The sequence below is a fragment of the Amycolatopsis mediterranei genome (assembly GCF_026017845.1).
Classification (GTDB): domain Bacteria; phylum Actinomycetota; class Actinomycetes; order Mycobacteriales; family Pseudonocardiaceae; genus Amycolatopsis; species Amycolatopsis mediterranei.
Window position 1 is genome coordinate 2,790,547 of record NZ_CP100416.1, and the last position, 17,340, is coordinate 2,807,886.

17 protein-coding genes are annotated in these 17,340 nt (G+C 71.2%); 5 read left to right on the top strand and 12 right to left on the bottom strand.

Annotated elements, in window-relative coordinates:
* Positions 1-2: 2 nt before the first annotated feature.
* From ISP_RS13380 to ISP_RS13405, 6 genes are all read right to left on the bottom strand, one after another.
* On the bottom strand, positions 3-1,019 hold the full coding sequence (locus tag ISP_RS13380) for a fatty acid desaturase family protein (protein WP_013224400.1): 1,017 nt from the start codon (positions 1,017-1,019) through the stop codon (positions 3-5).
* An 85-nt stretch (positions 1,020-1,104) separates the two neighbouring features.
* Entirely contained in the window at positions 1,105-3,486 is a 2,382-nt protein-coding gene (locus ISP_RS13385; protein ID WP_013224401.1) for an ATP-binding cassette domain-containing protein, read from the bottom strand.
* A 36-nt stretch (positions 3,487-3,522) separates the two neighbouring features.
* Positions 3,523-3,780: an AraC family transcriptional regulator gene (locus ISP_RS13390; protein ID WP_013224402.1), complete on the bottom strand. Its 258-nt coding sequence runs from the start codon at positions 3,778-3,780 to the stop codon at positions 3,523-3,525.
* A 30-nt stretch (positions 3,781-3,810) separates the two neighbouring features.
* On the bottom strand, positions 3,811-4,221 hold the full coding sequence (locus ISP_RS13395; RefSeq protein WP_013224403.1) for a VOC family protein: 411 nt from the start codon (positions 4,219-4,221) through the stop codon (positions 3,811-3,813).
* Between the two features lie 10 nt (positions 4,222-4,231).
* A complete protein-coding gene (locus ISP_RS13400) occupies positions 4,232-4,672 on the bottom strand; it encodes a helix-turn-helix transcriptional regulator (RefSeq protein ID WP_013224404.1) in 441 nt (146 codons plus the stop codon).
* Between the two features lie 47 nt (positions 4,673-4,719).
* Positions 4,720-5,610 carry a LysR family transcriptional regulator gene (locus ISP_RS13405; RefSeq protein WP_013224405.1) on the bottom strand — a complete coding sequence of 297 codons (891 nt, stop codon included), beginning with the start codon at positions 5,608-5,610 and terminating at the stop codon, positions 4,720-4,722.
* A 132-nt stretch (positions 5,611-5,742) separates the two neighbouring features.
* On the opposite strand from ISP_RS13405, the gene ISP_RS13410 reads away from it, so the two are divergent.
* On the top strand, positions 5,743-7,149 hold the full coding sequence (locus tag ISP_RS13410) for an MFS transporter (RefSeq protein ID WP_013224406.1): 1,407 nt from the start codon (positions 5,743-5,745) through the stop codon (positions 7,147-7,149).
* Between the two features lie 362 nt (positions 7,150-7,511).
* Here ISP_RS13410 and ISP_RS13415 read toward each other — a convergent pair whose 3' ends face one another.
* From ISP_RS13415 to ISP_RS13435, 5 genes are read right to left on the bottom strand one after another with little or no spacing between them, the layout of a single operon-like run.
* A complete protein-coding gene (locus ISP_RS13415) occupies positions 7,512-8,951 on the bottom strand; it encodes an NAD(P)/FAD-dependent oxidoreductase (RefSeq protein ID WP_013224407.1) in 1,440 nt (479 codons plus the stop codon).
* Entirely contained in the window at positions 8,944-9,174 is a 231-nt protein-coding gene (locus ISP_RS13420) for a ferredoxin (RefSeq protein ID WP_013224408.1), read from the bottom strand. The genes ISP_RS13415 and ISP_RS13420 overlap by 8 nt, the downstream gene beginning before the upstream one ends.
* 1 nt (position 9,175) lies before the next feature.
* Positions 9,176-9,793 carry a ferric reductase-like transmembrane domain-containing protein gene (locus tag ISP_RS13425; RefSeq protein ID WP_013224409.1) on the bottom strand — a complete coding sequence of 206 codons (618 nt, stop codon included), beginning with the start codon at positions 9,791-9,793 and terminating at the stop codon, positions 9,176-9,178.
* Complete coding sequence (locus ISP_RS13430; protein WP_013224410.1) at positions 9,786-10,577, bottom strand: DUF4142 domain-containing protein; 792 nt, start codon at positions 10,575-10,577, stop codon at positions 9,786-9,788. The genes ISP_RS13425 and ISP_RS13430 overlap by 8 nt, the downstream gene beginning before the upstream one ends.
* Positions 10,561-11,163, bottom strand: coding sequence for a hypothetical protein (locus ISP_RS13435; RefSeq protein WP_013224411.1), 603 nt, complete (start codon positions 11,161-11,163; stop codon positions 10,561-10,563). Before ISP_RS13435 ends, ISP_RS13430 begins: the two co-directional genes overlap by 17 nt.
* Before the next feature lie 240 nt (positions 11,164-11,403).
* On the opposite strand from ISP_RS13435, the gene ISP_RS13440 reads away from it, so the two are divergent.
* The 4 genes from ISP_RS13440 to ISP_RS13455 all read left to right on the top strand — a co-directional run bounded on the left by ISP_RS13440 (position 11,404) and on the right by ISP_RS13455 (position 15,410).
* On the top strand, positions 11,404-11,964 hold the full coding sequence (locus ISP_RS13440) for a sigma-70 family RNA polymerase sigma factor (RefSeq protein ID WP_013224412.1): 561 nt from the start codon (positions 11,404-11,406) through the stop codon (positions 11,962-11,964).
* Between the two features lie 7 nt (positions 11,965-11,971).
* Positions 11,972-12,760, top strand: a complete 789-nt coding sequence (locus tag ISP_RS13445; RefSeq protein ID WP_013224413.1) for a zf-HC2 domain-containing protein — start codon at positions 11,972-11,974, stop codon at positions 12,758-12,760.
* A 276-nt stretch (positions 12,761-13,036) separates the two neighbouring features.
* On the top strand, positions 13,037-14,443 hold the full coding sequence (locus ISP_RS13450) for a DUF1996 domain-containing protein (RefSeq protein WP_013224414.1): 1,407 nt from the start codon (positions 13,037-13,039) through the stop codon (positions 14,441-14,443).
* Between the two features lie 40 nt (positions 14,444-14,483).
* Entirely contained in the window at positions 14,484-15,410 is a 927-nt protein-coding gene (locus tag ISP_RS13455) for an SCO0930 family lipoprotein (RefSeq protein WP_013224415.1), read from the top strand.
* Positions 15,411-16,255: 845 nt separating this feature from the next.
* Here the strand turns inward: ISP_RS13455 and ISP_RS13460 are convergent.
* Complete coding sequence (locus ISP_RS13460) at positions 16,256-17,320, bottom strand: Lrp/AsnC family transcriptional regulator (RefSeq protein ID WP_014466838.1); 1,065 nt, start codon at positions 17,318-17,320, stop codon at positions 16,256-16,258.
* Between the last annotated feature and the right edge of the window lie 20 nt (positions 17,321-17,340).

Consider the following 17,340-nt stretch of genomic DNA (forward strand, 5'->3'; position numbering starts at 1 on the left):
GTCTACGAACCCTTCCTGAGAGGCGCCCCAGCTTCGTGCAGGTGGGTGAGGGCCTGCCGGTAGGACTCGACGAGGCTCGTCTGCAGGTACGGGATGCCCAGCTCGGCGCAGTAGGCCTGGACGATCGGCTGCGCCCGCCGCAGGTGCGGCGACGGCATGCTCGGGAACAGGTGGTGCTCGATCTGGTAGTTGAGGCCGCCGAGGGCGACGTCGGTGACGGCACCGCCGCGGACGTTGCGCGAAGTCAGCACCTGCTTGCGGAGGAAGTCGAGCTCGGTGCGCCCGGTCAGCGTCGGCATGCCCTTGTGGTTGGGCGCGAAGATCGATCCCATGTAGACACCCCACAGTCCCTGGTGGACGGCGAAGAACAGCAACGCCATCCCCGGGCTGAGAACGGTGAGCAGCGCGCTGAAGTAGAGGACGAAGTGCGCGGCGAGCAGGGCGGCTTCGGTGCCGCGGCGGCGCAGGCCCGGCTTGCGGACCGCGCGGATCCCGGACCAGTGCAGGTTCAGGCCTTCGAGGGTGAGCAGCGGGAAGAACAGGAAGGCCTGGTGCCGCCCGATGAACCGGGGCACGCCGCGGCTGGCCCGGGCCTGGTCCTTCGACCAGACGAGGATGTCCGGATCGACGTCGGGGTCGAGCTCTTCGTGGTTCGGGTTGGCGTGGTGGCGGGTGTGCTTGTCCATCCACCAGCCGTAGCTCATCCCGATCCCGAGGTTCCCGGCGAGCAGCCCGGCGGTTTCGGTGGGCCGCCGTCGCCGGAACACCTGCTTGTGCGCGAGATCGTGGGAGAGCAACGCGATCTGCCCGAACATGACGGCCATGAAGCCCGCGACGGCGAGCTGCCACCACGAGTTCCCCAGCAGTGCAAAGGCCACCCAGCCGGCGCCGAACAGTCCGGTCACGACGGCGATCCGCGCGGTGTAGTAGCCGGGCCGCCGGGCCAGCAGGCCGGCGGCGGAGATGCGGTGGCTCAGCCGGGCGAAGTCACTGCCGACGAGGTTCTCTGTGGTGGTCACGCCCCCGAGTCTTCGCGGTGGGCCCCCGCGCGGGAATCCGGCGCGCCCCAGGCGCTTTGCGGGGGCCAGCCCTACCGCGCCCGGGTCAGGAGGCGACGTACTCCGCGAGGTGCTTGCCCGTCAGCGTCTTCTTCCGCGCCTTCACCAGCTGCGCCGGCGTGCCCTCGAACACGATCCGGCCGCCGTCGTGGCCGGCGCCCGGGCCGAGGTCGATGAGCCAGTCCGCGTGGGCCATCACCGCCTGGTGGTGCTCGATGACGATCACCGACTTGCCCGCGTCCACCAACCGGTCCAGCAGGCCCAGCAGCTGCTCGACGTCCGCCAGGTGCAGGCCCGCGGTCGGCTCGTCGAGGACGTACACCCCGCCCTGCTCCGCCATGTGCGTCGCCAGCTTGATCCGCTGCCGCTCGCCGCCGGACAGGGTCGTCAACGGCTGGCCGAGCGTCAGGTAGCCGAGGCCGACGTCGGACAGGTGCGTGAGGATCTTGTGCGCCGCCGGCAGAGCCGCGTCACCGGAAGCGAAGAATTCGAGCGCTTCGGTGACCGGCATCCCGAGCACCTCGCTGATGTCGCGGCCGCCGAAGGTGTACTCCAGCACGTCGGCGTTGAACCGCTTGCCCTCGCACACCTCGCACGGCGTCGCGGTGCCCGCCATGATCCCCAGGTCCGTGTAGACCACGCCGGCGCCGTTGCAGTTCGGGCACGCGCCTTCGGAGTTGGCGCTGAACAGGGCCGGCTTCACGCCGTTGGCCTTGGCGAACGCCTTGCGGATCGGCTCCAGCAGACCCGTGTACGTCGCCGGGTTGCTCCGGCGCGAGCCGCGGATGCCGGCCTGGTCGACCGTCACCACCCCCTCGCCGCCGGACACCGAACCGTGGATCAGCGAGCTCTTGCCCGAGCCCGCCACCCCGGTCACGACCACCAGCACGCCGAGCGGGATGTCGACGTCGACGTCCTGCAGGTTGTGCGTGGCCGCCCCGCGCACCTGGAGGACCCCCGACGGCGAGCGCACCGACGACTTCAGCGACGCCCGGTCGTCGAGGTGCCGCCCGGTCAGCGTGCCACTGGACCGCAGACCGTCCACAGTGCCCTCGAAGACGATTTCGCCGCCTTCGGTGCCGGCGCGCGGCCCGAGGTCGACGACGTGGTCGGCGATCGCGATCGCCTCCGGCTTGTGCTCCACGACCAGCACCGTGTTGCCCTTGTCGCGCAGCTGCAGCAGCAGGTCGTTCATGCGCCGGATGTCGTGCGGGTGCAGGCCGATCGTCGGCTCGTCGAAGACGTAGGTGACGTCGGTCAGCGACGACCCGAGGTGCCGGATCATCTTGGTGCGCTGGGCTTCCCCGCCCGAAAGGCTCCCGGATGGACGGTCGAGGGAGAGGTAGCCGAGGCCGATTTCGACGAACGAGTCGAGGGTGTGCTTCAGCGCGTCCAGCAGCGGCGCGACCGACGGCTCGGACAGCTTCGCCACCCACGCGGCGAGGTCGCTGATCTGCATCGCGCACGCGTCGGCGATGCCGATCCCGTCGATCTTCGACGACCGCGCTTCCGCCGACAGCCGCGTGCCGGCGCAGTCCGGGCAGGTCTGGAACGTCACCGCGCGCTCGACGAACGCGCGGATGTGCGGCTGCATCGCGTCGACGTCCTTGGACAGGAAGGACTTCTGGATCGCCGGCACCAGCCCGGAGTAGGTCAGGTTGATGCCCTCGACCTTGATCTTCGTCGGTTCCTTGTACACCAGGTCGGCGAACTGCTTCTTGGTGTACTTCTTGATCGGCTTGTCCGGGTCGAAGAAGCCGGAGCCGCGGAAGATGCGGCCGTACCAGCCTTCCATGCTGTAGCCCGGGATCGTGATCGCGCCCTCGTTGAGCGACTTGTTCTCGTCGAAGAGCGCGGTCAGGTCGATGTCGTTGACCTTGCCGCGGCCTTCGCAGCGCGGGCACATGCCGCCGGTGATGCTGAAGCTGCGGCGCTCCTTGATCTGCCGGCCGCCCTTTTCGATGGTGACCGCGCCGGCGCCGCTGATCGAGGCGACGTTGAACGAAAACGCCTGCGGGGAGCCGATGTGCGGCTGCCCGAGCCGGCTGAACAGGATGCGCAGCATCGCGTTGGCGTCGGTGGCGGTGCCGACCGTGGAGTGCGGGTTGGCGCCCATCCGCTCCTGGTCGACGATGATCGCGGTGGTGATCCCGTCGAGGACGTCGACGTCGGGCCGGGCCAGCGTCGGCATGAACCCCTGCACGAAGGTGCTGTAGGTCTCGTTGATCAGCCGCTGCGATTCGGCGGCGATCGTGCTGAAGACCAGCGAGCTCTTGCCGGACCCGGAGACGCCGGTGAACACCGTCAGCCGCCGCTTGGGCAGCTCGACGCTGACGTCCCTGAGGTTGTTCACGCGCGCGCCGTGGACGCGGATCAGGTCGTGGCTGTCGGCCACGTGCGGTGCGTTCGTCCTCGTGGGCTTGCTCATCGGGGTTCTCCAGCGTTCAGCGTCGGGCAGGTGGAATCAAGCTACGGCGGGATTCGCGGCCAGTGCTTCTCGATTCCTGACGGCTTCGGTCGCCCGCCGGTAATCGTGCGGCGAAAGGCCATAAGCGTCCCGGAACCGGCGGACGAACAATGCGATGGGGAGGTCCGCCACGGCCGCGAGCGAATCGATGTCCAGCGGCAGTGCGCGCTCGCGGTCGATGCGGTCGCGGACGCGCCGCAACAATGCCAGCTCACGGAAATGTTCCTGCGCGACTGTTTTCAAGCCGAGACACATGTCGGGGTTTCCTTTCCGCGAGCAGCGTGGTCAGCGCAGTTCCTGGATGCGCAGGAGGTTGCCTGCCGGGTCGCGGAACGAGCAGTCACGGATGCCGTAGGGCTGCTCGACCGGCTCCTGGACGACTTCGGCGTTGCCCGCCTCGAGCTTGGCGAAGAGGCCGTCGAGGTCGTCGGTGGCCAGGTTGGCCGAGGCGTAGGTGCCCTTGGCCATCATCTCGGCGATCATGCGGCGCTCGTCGTCGGTCAGGCCCGGCGTCGCGGCCACCGGCGACAGCACGATCGCGGTGTCCGGCTGGTTCGGCGGGCCGACGGTGATCCACTGCATGTCGCCGTACTTGACGTTCTGGCGGACCTCGAAGCCGAGCAGGTCGCGGTAGAAGGCGAGCGACGCTTCCGGGTCCGTGTGCGGGAGGAAGCTCGAGTGAATGGTGACGTCCATGGTGGTCACCCTAGGTGGCCGTCGAGGGCCGCGCTTCTCGATTCCTGATCGGTCTGGTGACCTGTTTGGCCACGCACGGCGGCATCCCGACGGTGGCCTCGGCCTGCTGCTCGCGGTAGACGCTCGGGGGTGTGCCGACCAGCTCGGCGAACCGGGTGCTGAAGGTGCCCAGCGACGAGAAGCCGACGGTGAAGCAGACCTCGGTGACGCTCAGTTCGCCCGTGCGCAGCAGGGCCATCGCCCGTTCGATCCGCCGCGTCATGAGGTACGAATACGGTGACTCTCCGTACGCTCGCCGGAACTGCCGGCTGAGGTGCCCGGCCGACATGTTCACGCCACGGGCCAGCGCCTCGACGTCGAGGGGCTGGGCGTACTCCCGGTCGATCCGGTCCCGGACCCGGCGCAGCAGCGCGAGGTCACGCAGGTACTGCGCCGTGGCGGAGCTGGTCACGCTCGGATCCTGCCACAAGGACGGCCTTCGCGGTGGCAACGCGGTGGTCAGCGGAGTGCTTCGCGGAGCGTCTCCCGCAGCCACTGCTGGGCCGGGTCGGCGTCGAGGCGGGCGTGCCAGGACAGCCGGACCTCCATTTCGGGCAGGTCCGCCGGGACCGGGAACCAGCGGAGGCCGAGGGCGGCGCCGTACTGCTCGGCGAGGCGCTGCGGCAGCAGCCCCACGTAGGGGCTCGAAGCGATCACGAGCGCGGCGACGGCGGCGGTGGGCACGACGGCGGCGACGTGGCGGCGCAGGGCCGCCGTTTCGAGCACGTCGTCCAGCGGCCCGCGGGCCAGGCCGCGGCGGGAGGCCGAGACGTGCGGGTGCCGGCACAGCTGCGCGAGCGTCGGACGGCGGTGCCGGCCCAGCGGGCTGTCCGCGCGCACCGCGGCCACCAGGCGTTCGCGGTACAGCACGGCGGTCCGGATGTCGGGTGCCGGCTGCCCGCCCACGCCGATGTCCAGGTCGATCGAGCCGTCGCGCAGGGCCTCGGTGCTTTCGCTGCCTTCGGCCACGAACCGCAGGGTGACGCCCGGAGCGGCCGCCGCCGTGGCCTCGGCCGCCGCGGTCGCCAGGGTCGCGGCCACGCCGTCGTTGATGCGGATCGTGAAGGTCCGCTCCAGGGCGGCGAGCGAAAAGTCGGTGTTGACCAGGGACGCCGCTTCCTCCAGCAGCGAGCGCACCCGCGGTGCCGTGCGCAGCGCGAACGGCGTCGGGGCCAGCCCGCGCCCGGCGCGCACCAGGATCGGGTCGCCCATCGCCCGCCGCAGCCGGCCCAGCGCCCGGCTGGTCGCCGGGATGGACAGGTGCAGGCGCTCGGCCGCCGCCGTCACGCTCCCGTCCCGCAGGAGCGCGTCGAACACGCGCAGGAGGTTCAGGTCGAGCTGCTCGGGCACAGTTGCAGCATACGCAAACGTCTATTGCCGAAGTTGCGTCGCGCGCAGTGGTTCCCCGTTCCTACCGTCGAGCTCATGTCCTCTTACCCCTCGCTCCGCGCCCCCGTGTCCCACCGCGGCCTGCTCACGCTTATGTGCGCCGCGGTCGTGCTCGTCGTCGGGATGGTCGCGGCGATCAACCTCGCCGTCCCGCTGTTCGCCGCGAGCGCGCTGCACCCGTCCGCGCCGGCCCTCGTCTGGATCGTCGACACCTACGTGATCGTGTTCGCCTGCCTGGTGATCCCCGCCGGTGCCGCGGGCGACCGGTTCGGCCGCAAAGGCGTCCTGCTGACCGGGCTCGGGCTGTTCGCCGCGGGCACGCTGCTGTCGGCGGCGGCACCGGACGTCGCCGTCCTGCTCGCCGGCCGGGCGCTCACCGGGATCGGCGCGGCCGCGGTGCTGTCCAACTCGCTCGCCGTCCTGCTGCACGCCGTGCCCGCCGAGCGCACACCGGCGACGATCGCCACCTGGGCGTCGATGACCGGGATCGGCGGGGTGGCCGGCAACGTCGGCGGCGGCCTGGTCCTGACGGCCGGCTCGTGGCGCTGGCTGTTCGCCGCCGCGGCGGCGGTCTCACTGGGGCTCGCCGCCCTGGTCGCCCGGGGCACGCCGGTGTCGTCGCGCCACGACCGCCCGCTCGGCCCCCTGGCCGCCGTGCTGCTGACCGGGGCGTCGGTCGCGCTGCTGCTCGGGATCGTCCAGGGTCCGGAGGCGGGCTGGGGCAGCGCGGTCGTCGTCACCGCGTTCGCCGCCTCCGCCGTCCTGTTCGCGGCGTGGGTGGGCACCGAATTGCGGTCCGCGCACCCGCTGCTGGACCCCCGGCTGTTCCGGATCGCCGGCCTGCGCAGCGCCTGCCTCGGGCTGACCGCGATCTTCTTCGGCATGTTCGCGCTGTTCTACGTCAACGCGTCGTTCCTGCAGTACGCCAAGGGGTTCGGCGTGCTGGCGACCGGGCTGGGGATCGTGCCGCTGACGGTGCCGATCGTCCTCGGCGGACGGCACGTGGGGCGCCTGGCCGGGCGGATCGGCCTCGACACCGCCGTCGCGTGCGCGTTCGGGTTCGTCGGGGCCGGCCTGCTCGGACTGTCCACGAGCGACGCGGGCACCCCGTATGCCGCCTACGCGGCCTGGCTCGTCGTGACCGGGATCGGGGTGACGCTGGCGTTGCCGACGCTGTCGGGCGTGATCGCCGGTGCCCTGCCGCCGGCCCAGGCCGGGGTCGGCACCGGGCTGCAGGCCACCACCCGGGAGTTCGGCAGCGCGCTCGGCGTTGCCGTGGTCGGCACGGTGTCCACCGCGCGGTTCGCCGCCGCCTTGCCGCCGGACGTCCGCGGGGCGCACACCGTGGCCGAAGCCCTCGCCCGGGCGCCCCGCGCGTCCGACGTCGTCACGGCGTTCGTCGCGGGGACCGACGCCGGGCTGCGCGTCGCCGGGGTGGCGGTGCTCGTCCTCGGCGGTCTGGTCGTGGCGGAATCGCGGTGGTCGCGGCGCAAGCGGTGAAGACCGTCCCGGGGGTTCCCGTGCCCCCGGGACGGCCGTGCACCGGTGCTGCAAGAGGCGTGGCGTTCCTTCCGGCGGCATACCCGTCCGCCGGACCGATCTCCACGGCCCGTGCGCCCCGGCGGAGTGACCCGCCGCGGCGCTCGGCCCCGGGCCCCACCCGGTGCGCCGGAAGAAGGCCACCCCGGGGGCGTCGGGTTCCCTCGGGATGGCCCTCTCCTGGCCCGCCGGGCGCTCGTTCCTTCCGGACGCGAGGCGGGCAGGGGGACGCTGGGGCCGGCCACCACACCACCCAGCCGCGGAGGGGGAGTGGTGGCCGGCAAGGGACGGGGGCCGCCGCGCGCAGCCCCGCCCCGGCTTCGTTACCTCCCCATCGGGATGGCCATCGTCGGCAGCGCCGCCGCGGGCAGCGACTGCGCCTGCAGCGCCGTCGTGGGCGGGGACTGCGCGGGGAACGCCGTCGTCGGGATGTCGTTGGCGAACTCGCTCTCGAACTCGCGCTCGAAGGCCTGCGCGTCGAACCCGCTGTCGAACTCCGGCGGCACCTCGGCCGCCAGCGCGGCGAGCGCCGGCTCGACCACCGGGACCTGCGGGACCTCGGCGACGGGCGCGGGCTCCGGCTCCGGCACGTAGTCGGGGGCGGGCAGCCGGCGGTCCAGCTCGGCCATCCAGTCGAGCATCGCCCGCGGCTTGTCCCAGCAGGAGATGCCGACGAGCCTGCCGTCGCGGACGAAGCCGGTGATGCCGTCGGCCAGTGACACGGTGTCCTCGGCCAGCGACGGCATCCCGCACATCTGCAGGCGCGTGTCGTACAGCGTCGACCAGGCGCGGGGGAGCGGGGTGAACGGAATGGCGCTGGAGTGGCCCATCAGCAGGTTGTCCGCCGCGTGCCGGGCCGACTCCACGGCGTTGATCCAGTGCTCGACCCGCCGCGGCGTCTCGTCGAAGCGCAGGTTCGGCCAGCGCGCGATGTCGCCGGCGATGACGACGTCGGAGGCACCTTCGGCGAACAGCTTCGAGTCGCAGAGCACGCCGTCGCTGATGTCGAGGCCGGAGCCGCGCATCCAGTCCACCGACGGGACGCTGCCGATGGCGAGCACGACGACGCTGGCGACCAGCAGCTGGTTGTTCGTCAGGTGCAGCCCGACGGTGTCCTTCGTGCTGATCCAGTGCCGGACTTCGCTCCGCATCGCCAGGTTCGCCCGGTGCTCGTGGTGCGCCTCGACGATGCCGCTGGAGACGCGGTCGCCGAAGCGGTGCAGCGGCGCCTTCGCGTGCCCGATCAGGGTGACGTCCCGGCCGATGTGCCGCATGCTCGCGGCGAACTCGTTGCCGATCAGGCCGGCCCCGATCACGACGGCCGGCTTCTTGCTGGCGTTGAGGCAGCGCCGCACCGCCATCGAGTCCTCGACCGTGCGCAGGATCCGCACCCGCGGGTCGTGCCGCGGCGCGCCGGGCAGGTGCCGCGGGTAGACGCCGGTCGCGGCGATCAGGCCGTCGTACCAGAGGGACTCGCCGCCGGGCAGGTGCACGACCCGCTCGGTGGTGTCCAGGTGCGTGACCCGCGCGCCGAGCCGCCAGTGCACGTCGAGGTCCGGCAGGTAGTGCGAAAGGCCCACGTCGCTGGGCCGTTCGGTCCCCATCACCAGCGCCTTGGAGACCATCGGCCGGTGGTAGGGCCGCCGGGCCTCGTCGCCGATCAGGACGATCTCCCCGTCGAACTTCTGTTCCCGCAAGCGTTCCGCGGCACGCAGCCCGGCGACGCCCGCGCCGACGATGACGATCCGGTCGCCGTCAGCCATCGAGGTCCCCTCTCATCACGACCGCCTGCATCGGGCAGCAGCGAGCGGCCATCTTCGCCTGTTCAATGGTGGTTTCGTCGAGCAGTCGCGTGTGGAAGCGCAAGCGGCCGTCCTGGCCCAGGTCGAACACGTCCGGTGCCTCCATGGCACAGATGCCGTAGAGCTCGCACCGGTCGTTGTCGACGCTGATCCGGGGGCCGCCGCCGGGTAAGCGGAAGGGCATGTCAGGCCACCTGCTCTTCCACGAGTCCGATGCGTTCCAGGGTGCGGGCCGGCATGAACCGCAGCATCGACACCGTCACGGCCGGGACGAGCAGCGTGATGCCGGCCAGCCAGGTGACCGAGAGGTGGCCGTTCGCGATGGCCCCGAACCAGGAGTGGATCGCGATGAGCGCCACCGCCGGGTACGCGCAGCGGTGCAGCCACAGCCAGCGCCGGTAGGACGTGAAGCGCTGCAGGCCGGCGGTCAGGAAGATGGCGAACATGACCTCGAAGCCGACGATGCCCGCGATGTGCCGTGCCTCCTGTCCGGAGCCGAACGGGACGAACATGTAGGCGAAGCTGTACGGGGCGACCGTCAGGTAGGTGAAGCCCAGCGCGTGGACCATGCCGAAGATGATCGTCGCGGTGGCCAGCACCATGTGGGTGCTGCGCAGGCCCTTGCGGCCGGTCACCGAGCGGATCCAGCCGGTCGCGGTGAGCACGCCCCAGGTGAGCGTCAGCATCGTCGCCGCGTAGGACGTCCGGGCGGCGAAGGCCGCGAGACCGCGGGCCGCCGGGTCGGTCTTCGGCTGGAACTGCTGGGTGAGGAAGATCGTCGCGTCGTGCCACGTCTCAACCATGGCTACCCCCGGTTCTCACGGTGGCCGGCCGGGACGCCTTGGCGCGGCCACGGTTGCTCTTGACCTGCCGCAGCACGTAGAACAGGCCGCCACCGACCAGCAGGAACAGTGCTCCCACCACGGCGATCTGGGACGTGTCGAGGCCGAGCTGGATCCCGGTGGGCGCGGCGGTCGTGGAGACGGCCGGGGCGGGCAGCGCGGTGTAGTCGACCATCCCGGAGCTCTCGAGCATCGTCATGTGCCGCAGCACGGCCTGGTTGCCGACGGTCGCGAAGGCACGCACGTCGTCGTTGCGGGTGCCGGCCCGCAGCTGCGCCAGAATGGCGAAGACCTGGCCGTGCGCCGCGCGCAGCCGGTTGGCGAAGACGCGGTCGAACGCCGGGCCGGGGGAAGCGGCCATCTCCTCGCCGAGCCAGCCGCGCTGTTCGTCGGAGGGCTGGTCGGGGACCGGCGAGTTCAGCTTCTGGGAGAGCGCGCGGGTCGCCACGTCGAGGCGGCCGTGGTCCATCATGATCGCGAAGCCGATCTTCTGGACGATCGGGCTGCCCTTCTCCATCGCCATCATGCCCGACGGCATCTCCCACAGGCCGGCTTGCCGGACCTTGGTCAGGAGCACGGCGTCGGTGTCGGACACCGAGGTGGTCTGGGCGAGCGAGGTCGATCCCGGCGCGAGCAGCGCCAGGACCGCGACCACCACGAACAGGATCCGGACCAGCGGACGGGACCGCTCGAGGACCGAGGGGGGCTCGAACCCGAACCCGGCGAGCTCAGACGCCGAACGCATTTTGCCTCCACTCGTCCTGGGTCAGCGTGATCTTCTTGCCGTCGGGCGCGATCGGGTACCAGGCCTGGTCGGCGCCCTGGCCGGAGGTGTCGGCCGGTTCGCTGTCGCCGGTGAAGTGGTAGAGCGGCCAGCCGGCGAGGGTGAGCTGCTCACTGCCGTCGTCGCGGGTGACCTGCCCGATCAGCGACTGGTCGACGTCGATCGCCGGGAGGTTGCCACCGGCCTTGACCGGGATCCACTTGGTCGCGCACGCACCGGTGCAGTTGGACCGCGAGGGCTTGGGGGTGTCCCGGTCGTACCGGTAGATCGTGTAGCCGGTCCCGTCGACGAGCAGAAGCCCGAGGTCGAACGTCTTCGCTGCCCTGAGCTGGCTCTTCGCCGGGTTGTTCGGGTCGGCGGTGATGGACTGCGGCATCGGCAGGACGACCTGTCCCTGCTGCATGCCGGGCATCTGCATCCCGGCGGCGCCGCCGGCGGCGTAACCGCCGCCCGAGGTGGTGGCGGCGCCGGCGGTACAGGCGGTGAGCAGGGCGAGTGCGGTGAGGCACACGGCGGCGGGGACCACCGGGCGGGGAATGCGAATCACTGCTCCTCCGTGGGGCATGACTACGCGCTGTTGCCGGTAGTGCAACGGAAAAGGGCGCGAAAGATCCACAGTGGACATTCGGTCCGGAGTGGATGCGGAGCGTTGCGGGGGACAACGCCTGGTCGGGGTCTTCGGTAGGGGATACGGACACGGTCCGGAAACGGTTCAAAAAAGTTTTGCTCCCGGTTTGCGGGCCGGAAGTACTGGACGTAGGCCGTCCGGCCCACCAGGATGTCCCGCGTGGGACGGCACACCCGAGCGCTGAGATCCATCGGAGATCAGGATGCCGTCGTCGAGCCCGGCGACGGCCACGACGATCTGGCGAAGGCGCTTTACCAGGAGTTCGGCGGGTCCCTGATGGCGTTCGCACTGCGGCTGACCGGCCACGACCGGCAGTGGGCCGAAGACGTCGTGCAGGAGACCCTGATCAAGGCGTGGCGGAACGCCGACAAGCTCGACCGCCAGCCTGAGATGCTGCGTGCCTGGTTGTTCACGGTGGCCCGGCGTACCGTCATCGACGGCTGGCGCAGCCGCAGCGTCCGGCCCCAGGAGCTCGAGGAGATCGAATCCGACGCGATCGCGGTGTCCGACGAATCGGACCGGACGCTCGCCGCGATGATCGTTTACGAGGCGCTGCAGGGACTTTCGCCCGAGCAGCGGGAGGCCATCCAGCAGACCTACCTGCGCGATCGGACCGTGAACGAGGTCGCGGCGACCCTCGGCGTGCCGCCCGGCACCGTCAAATCCCGCATCCACCACGCCGTCCGCGCGCTGCGCCGGGCCTTGCGCGAGCGGGGGTGAACTGAGCGTGGCCGGATCCGCACACACCGACGTCGCCGCGTACGTGCTCGGCGTCCTCAGCGAAGCCGAGAACACCCAGTTCGAAGCCCACCTGATGAACTGCCCGCACTGCCAGCTCGACCTGATCGAGCTCTACCAGCTGCCGGACGTCCTCGACCTCGTCAAGCGCAGCTGGCCTGAGCCCCCGATGCCCGCGCCCAGCCCGCGCACCCTCTCGCCGGGCCCCCGGGTGCTGCGCGGCCTCATGGAAGAGGCCGCCGTCAAGCGCCGCCGCCGTCGCCGGATCGGCATCCTCGCCGGGGCCGCGGCCGCGGCGGCCGTGATCGCCGGCCCGCTGGTGACCCTCGCGGTCCGGCCGGCCGACGCCGTCCCGCCCGCTTCGCTCGCCGCTCCGAGCAACAAGCAGCCGCCGCCGGCGACGAGTGTCCCGGCGACGTCCACCCCGCCGCCCGCGGGCGCTCAAGGCCAGCCCGGCGGCGGCCAGACCTACGGCCGCGGCAGCGGCGGGTCCGCCGTCAGTGCCCTGGTCACCGTTTCGCCGGTGGAGTGGGGCAGCCGCGTCGAGCTCGAGCTGCGCGGCATCGTGGGGCCGGTGAAGTGCCAGCTGGTCGCCGTCCCGGCGACCGGCGCCGAGCGCGTCGTCTCCAGCTGGTCGGTGCCGCCCAAGGGGTTCGGCATCCCCGGCTCGCCCGAACCGTTGCGGCTGCAGGGTTCGGTCTCCCTGGCGATGGACCAGATCAGCCGGTTCGAGGTGCGCGGCGAGGACGGCACGATCCTCGTCGTCGTCCAGCGCTGAATCTCTTTCTTTTCGGTGAAACGCCGTGACCTGGGTTAATGCTGCCCGGTTGCGTTCTCGTAGATAACGAACAGATAACAGGCCGGTCGCTTTTGAACCTCGGGGCGCTCAGGTCCGTATCCCCCAATGCATCCCCCGATGCGTCCCGACTGCCGGAACCGAAAGCATCCCCCGACCGGTTCCGTGCGATCTCGACCTCAATTGACGGTAGTTCTTGCCCGGGCTGCCGCGCTGCTGAAGCGCGCGCCCGGAAAAACGAACGAGGTGAACTAGTCCATGCCCCGGAATTCTCGGCCCCCCGTGACGGGCAAGCATCGTGTCGCCCGCCGAACCAAGATCGCGATGGGTGCGATCGGCCTGGCGATCGCCGTCGGCGGACTCGCCGTCGCGGTCACCGCGGGCCGCACGGGCGAAGCCAGCGCTGACCCCGCGGACCCGTCGTTCTTCATCGACATCAACAAGGTCCCCGCCGGCAACAACGTCAACGCGGCCTTGAAGAAGAAGGGTGCGCAAGGGTCCTTCACCGTCAACTGCGGAACCGACGCCGACGGTGGGCACCAGAACCCGGACAACTTCATCGCCCAGCCCGGGATCAAGAACGGCGCCCAGCACCTGCACGACTACGTCGGCAACCTGACCACCAACGCCGACTCGAGCCTCAAGAGCCTGCTGGCCGGCGGCACCACCTGCAAGAACGGTGACAAGTCCGCCTACTTCTGGCCCGTCATCCGCGTCGACCGCGGGGACAAGGAAGCAGCACAGCAGAAGAACCAGAAGGCCCAGCAGCAGCAGAAGGGCAAGACGGGCGACGTCCAGCAGGACAAGACCGCTCAAGACGCCCAGGACGCCCAGGAGCAGCGCAACAGCCAGGGCCAGGGTGGTGGCGGCCGCTCCGGCAAGAGCGCGCAGCAGCAGGGTGACCAGAACCAGAACGGTCAGCAGCAGCAACGTCAGCGCAACCAGGACCAGCAGCAGAACCAGCAGGACCAGAACAAGCAAGGCCAGAACAAGAACCAGAACCAGAACAACCAGGACAAGGCCAATCAGGACAAGGCCAATCAGGACAAGGCCAATCAGAACCAGGCCGGCCAGGCCCAGCAGGCCGCCGATCTCGGCGGCATCCAGGGTGCGAACAAGGAGGTCGGCGACAACGACGGCACGATCATCGAGCCGGAGTCGGCGACGCTGAAGTTCATCGGCGGCGGCGCGGACAACGTCGTCGCGATGCCGCTCGGCCTGAAGATCCTCTACGGTGACGCCAAGCAGAGCACCAACGGCCCGGCCAACGCCCGGCCGAGCTGGACCTGCACCGGGTTCGAGGACCGGCTCACCGACCTCTACCCGATCTGCCCGGCGGGCAGCAAGGTGGAGCGCATCCACGCCTTCCCGAACTGCTGGGACGGCAAGAACACCGACAGCGCGAACCACCGCACCCACATCGTGTTCGCCAACCAGCAGGGCAAGTGCCCCCAGGGGTTCAAGAACGTGCCGCAGCTGCAGGTCACGCTGGTCTACAACGTCCCGCAGGACGTCCAGCAGAACGGCGAGTACAAAGTGGACGCCTTCGCCCAGGAGAAGCACAACCCGCGGTCCGACCACGACGACTTCGCGAACGTGATGAGCAAGCAGATCATGGGTCGCCTGGTCAACTGCGTCAACTCCGGCAAGGCCTGCGCCGAATAACGACGATCGGCCACTGCGAAAGCAGGAAGGAGAACTTCCGATGAACCGTGCTCGCCCGGCTGTTGCCGCACCGATCGCCGTTGCCGGACTCGCGCTGGTCGCGGCCTGCGGGACCAACCCGTACGCCACGTCCGGTGCCGTCCAGCCGGTGGTGCTCGGGGCGCAGCAGCAGCCGGCGAGCGCGGTCCCGGCCGGCTCCACGGCCCAGCTGATTTCCTCCACTGTGGACGGACTGGGCACGGTGCTGGCCGACGCGGAAGGGCACACGCTCTACCGCTACGCGAAGGACACGGCCGAACCGTCGAAGGCGACCTGCGCCGGTCCGTGCGCGATGACGTGGCCGCCGCTGGTCTCCGACGCCCCGGTGGTCGCCGCCGGGGTGGGCAGTGGGCTGGTCGGCCTGGTCACCCGGCCCGACGGCCGCAAGCAGGTGACGGTGGCCGGCTGGCCGGTCTACCGGTACGCGAAGGACACCGGGCCGGGCATCGCGCTCGGCCGGGCGGCCGGCGCGGACTGGGCGGCGATCGCGCCGACGGGGGAGAAGGCGGGCACCGAGCCGCCGACCCTCGGCACGACGCAGATCGACGGCCTCGGGCCCGTCCTCACCGACACCGGCGGCCACACGCTCTACCTCTTCACCAAGGACGGCAAGGATTCCGGAAAGTCCACTTGCGACGCAGCCTGCGCGCAGAAGTGGCCACCGCTGCCTGCCGAGGGTCGCACCACCGTCGCCGACGGCATCGCCCCCGGACTGGTCGGCCGCATCCGCCGGCCGGACGGCACGAGCCAGGTGACGGTCGGCGGCTGGCCGGTGTACCGCTACGCCGCGGACACCGGGCCGGGAGTGGCATCCGGCCACGGCATGGGCGGCACCTGGTACGCCCTGGAGCCCAACGGCTGCAAGGCGGACCCGGCCCGCAGGCCGGCGGTCCAGCAGGCAGTGGCGACCTCCTCAGGCGGGTACTGACCCGCCCCACGATCCCCGGCCCGGCGGACACTTCCCTCCACCTCACCCCCCCAGTCCGCCGGGCCGGTTGCACCACCCCGAAAATCGCGGGACTCCCTCCCGCACCCCCGAAAACGCGGGACTCCCTCCCGCACTTGATTTCCACCCGCGGGACTCCCTCCCGCACTCGAACCCCGGCCCGGCGGATGCTTCCCTCCACCTCACCCCCCCAGTCCGCCGGGCCGGTTGTTTCACCGCAGGAAATCGCGGAGCTTCGGTTCCGCACCCCGATCGCGGGACTTCGTCCCGCGCCCGAGCCCCGGCCCGGTGGACGCTTCCCTCCACCTCACCCCCCCCCAGTCCGCCGGGCCGGGATTCTTCACCCCACCGATCCGGCCCAGCCGGATCAGCGAAGGAGGAGAAAGCGGGAGTCACTCCCGCCCGCGAGTTCCGGCCCGGTGGACGCTTCCCTCCACCTCACCCCCCGTCCACCGCGCCGGAACCCTCCCCTCCCGCCCGACCCGACCCCCAAGACCCCGCGAACCGACCTCCAGGTACGCGAACCGACCCCTCCGGTACGCGAACCGACTCCCCAGCCCCGCGAGATGCCTCTCCAATCACGCGAGATGCCCGCCCAACCACGCGAAACACCCTCCCAGCCCACGAGATCCGCCCGAATCACGCGAGATCCGTCCCCCATCACGCGACTTCCGCCCCCAACCACGCAACCTCCGTCCCGAATCACGCGAAAACCGCCGCGAAACCCCGCCGCGAACGCTCCGCCCGGTGGCCGCCCCTCGGTCACCGAGCCGGCCGCGGCCCACGAACCCCGGTCCCGGGGGATGCTTCCCTCCACCTCACCCCCCTCATCCCCCGGACCGGTGAACGCTGCGGTCCCCGTGCTCCGGCACGGGGACCGCGGCCCAGAAGTCCAGCGGCACCCGGCCGGTTGCCCGGCCCCCGGAGTCGAGCAACCGGCCCATCAGCTTGACGGTCCTCAGCGTCACCGCCCGGCCGGTGATCTCCAGCCACGGCAGCTTCGCCGCCAGGTGCGCCTCCACGGAAAGCACGTCGGGTGACGACGGCAGCCACAGCACCAACATCAGGTTCGCCGCCCCGGTCAACGCCGCGCACATGCGGACCTCCGGCAGCATCGCCAGCGACCGGGCCGTCGTCTCCAGCTTGTCCGGCGGCACCCGCAGCCACAGCGTCACCGTGACCGGCGCCGGCGACACCGACCGCGCGATCTCGCAGCGGATGCGGATCGCGCCCCGGCCGAGCAGCCCGTCCAGCCGGCGGCGCACCGTCGTCGCCCCGACGCCGAGCGAGGCCGCCAGCGCCGCCGCCGACGCCCGGGCGTCCGCGCCCAGCGCCAGGATCAGGGCCCGGTCCGCCGCGTCGAACCGCAGCGGTGCCCGCCGGCGAGCCGGCTTCGCCGACAACGCCTCACGCTGACCCGGTGAGATCGCCCGCACCCGCCACCGGCTGCCCTCGGTGAACACCCGCGGGGACAGCGTCGTCCGCACCCGCGCCACGCCGGGGACCGCCGCCACCCGGCCCGCCACGTGCGCCCCCAGCTCCCGCAAGGACGGCGCGACGACGTGGGCGAGCAGATCGCACGGCCCGGCCACGTACTCGACCGTGGCCACGTGGACGTCCGCCGCCAACGCAGCGGCTACCGGAAATACCGCCCCGGGCTCGCAGTCGATCGCGACGAACGCCGGCGCCAGCCGCTCGATCAGCTCGCCGCCCGCGTAGGCGGTGAGCCAGGCGTGCCCGCGCTCCACCAGCGTGTCCCAGTGGCGGGACACCGTCACCGCGCCCAGGCCGAGCGCGTCCCCGAGCGTCGACCACGACGCCCGCGGTGCGGCCTGGAGGGCGTCGGCCAGTTTGAGGTCTTGCTCGGCCAGCATGGCGGATTCTTCGCTCATCAGCCCTCGAAACGGTGGTT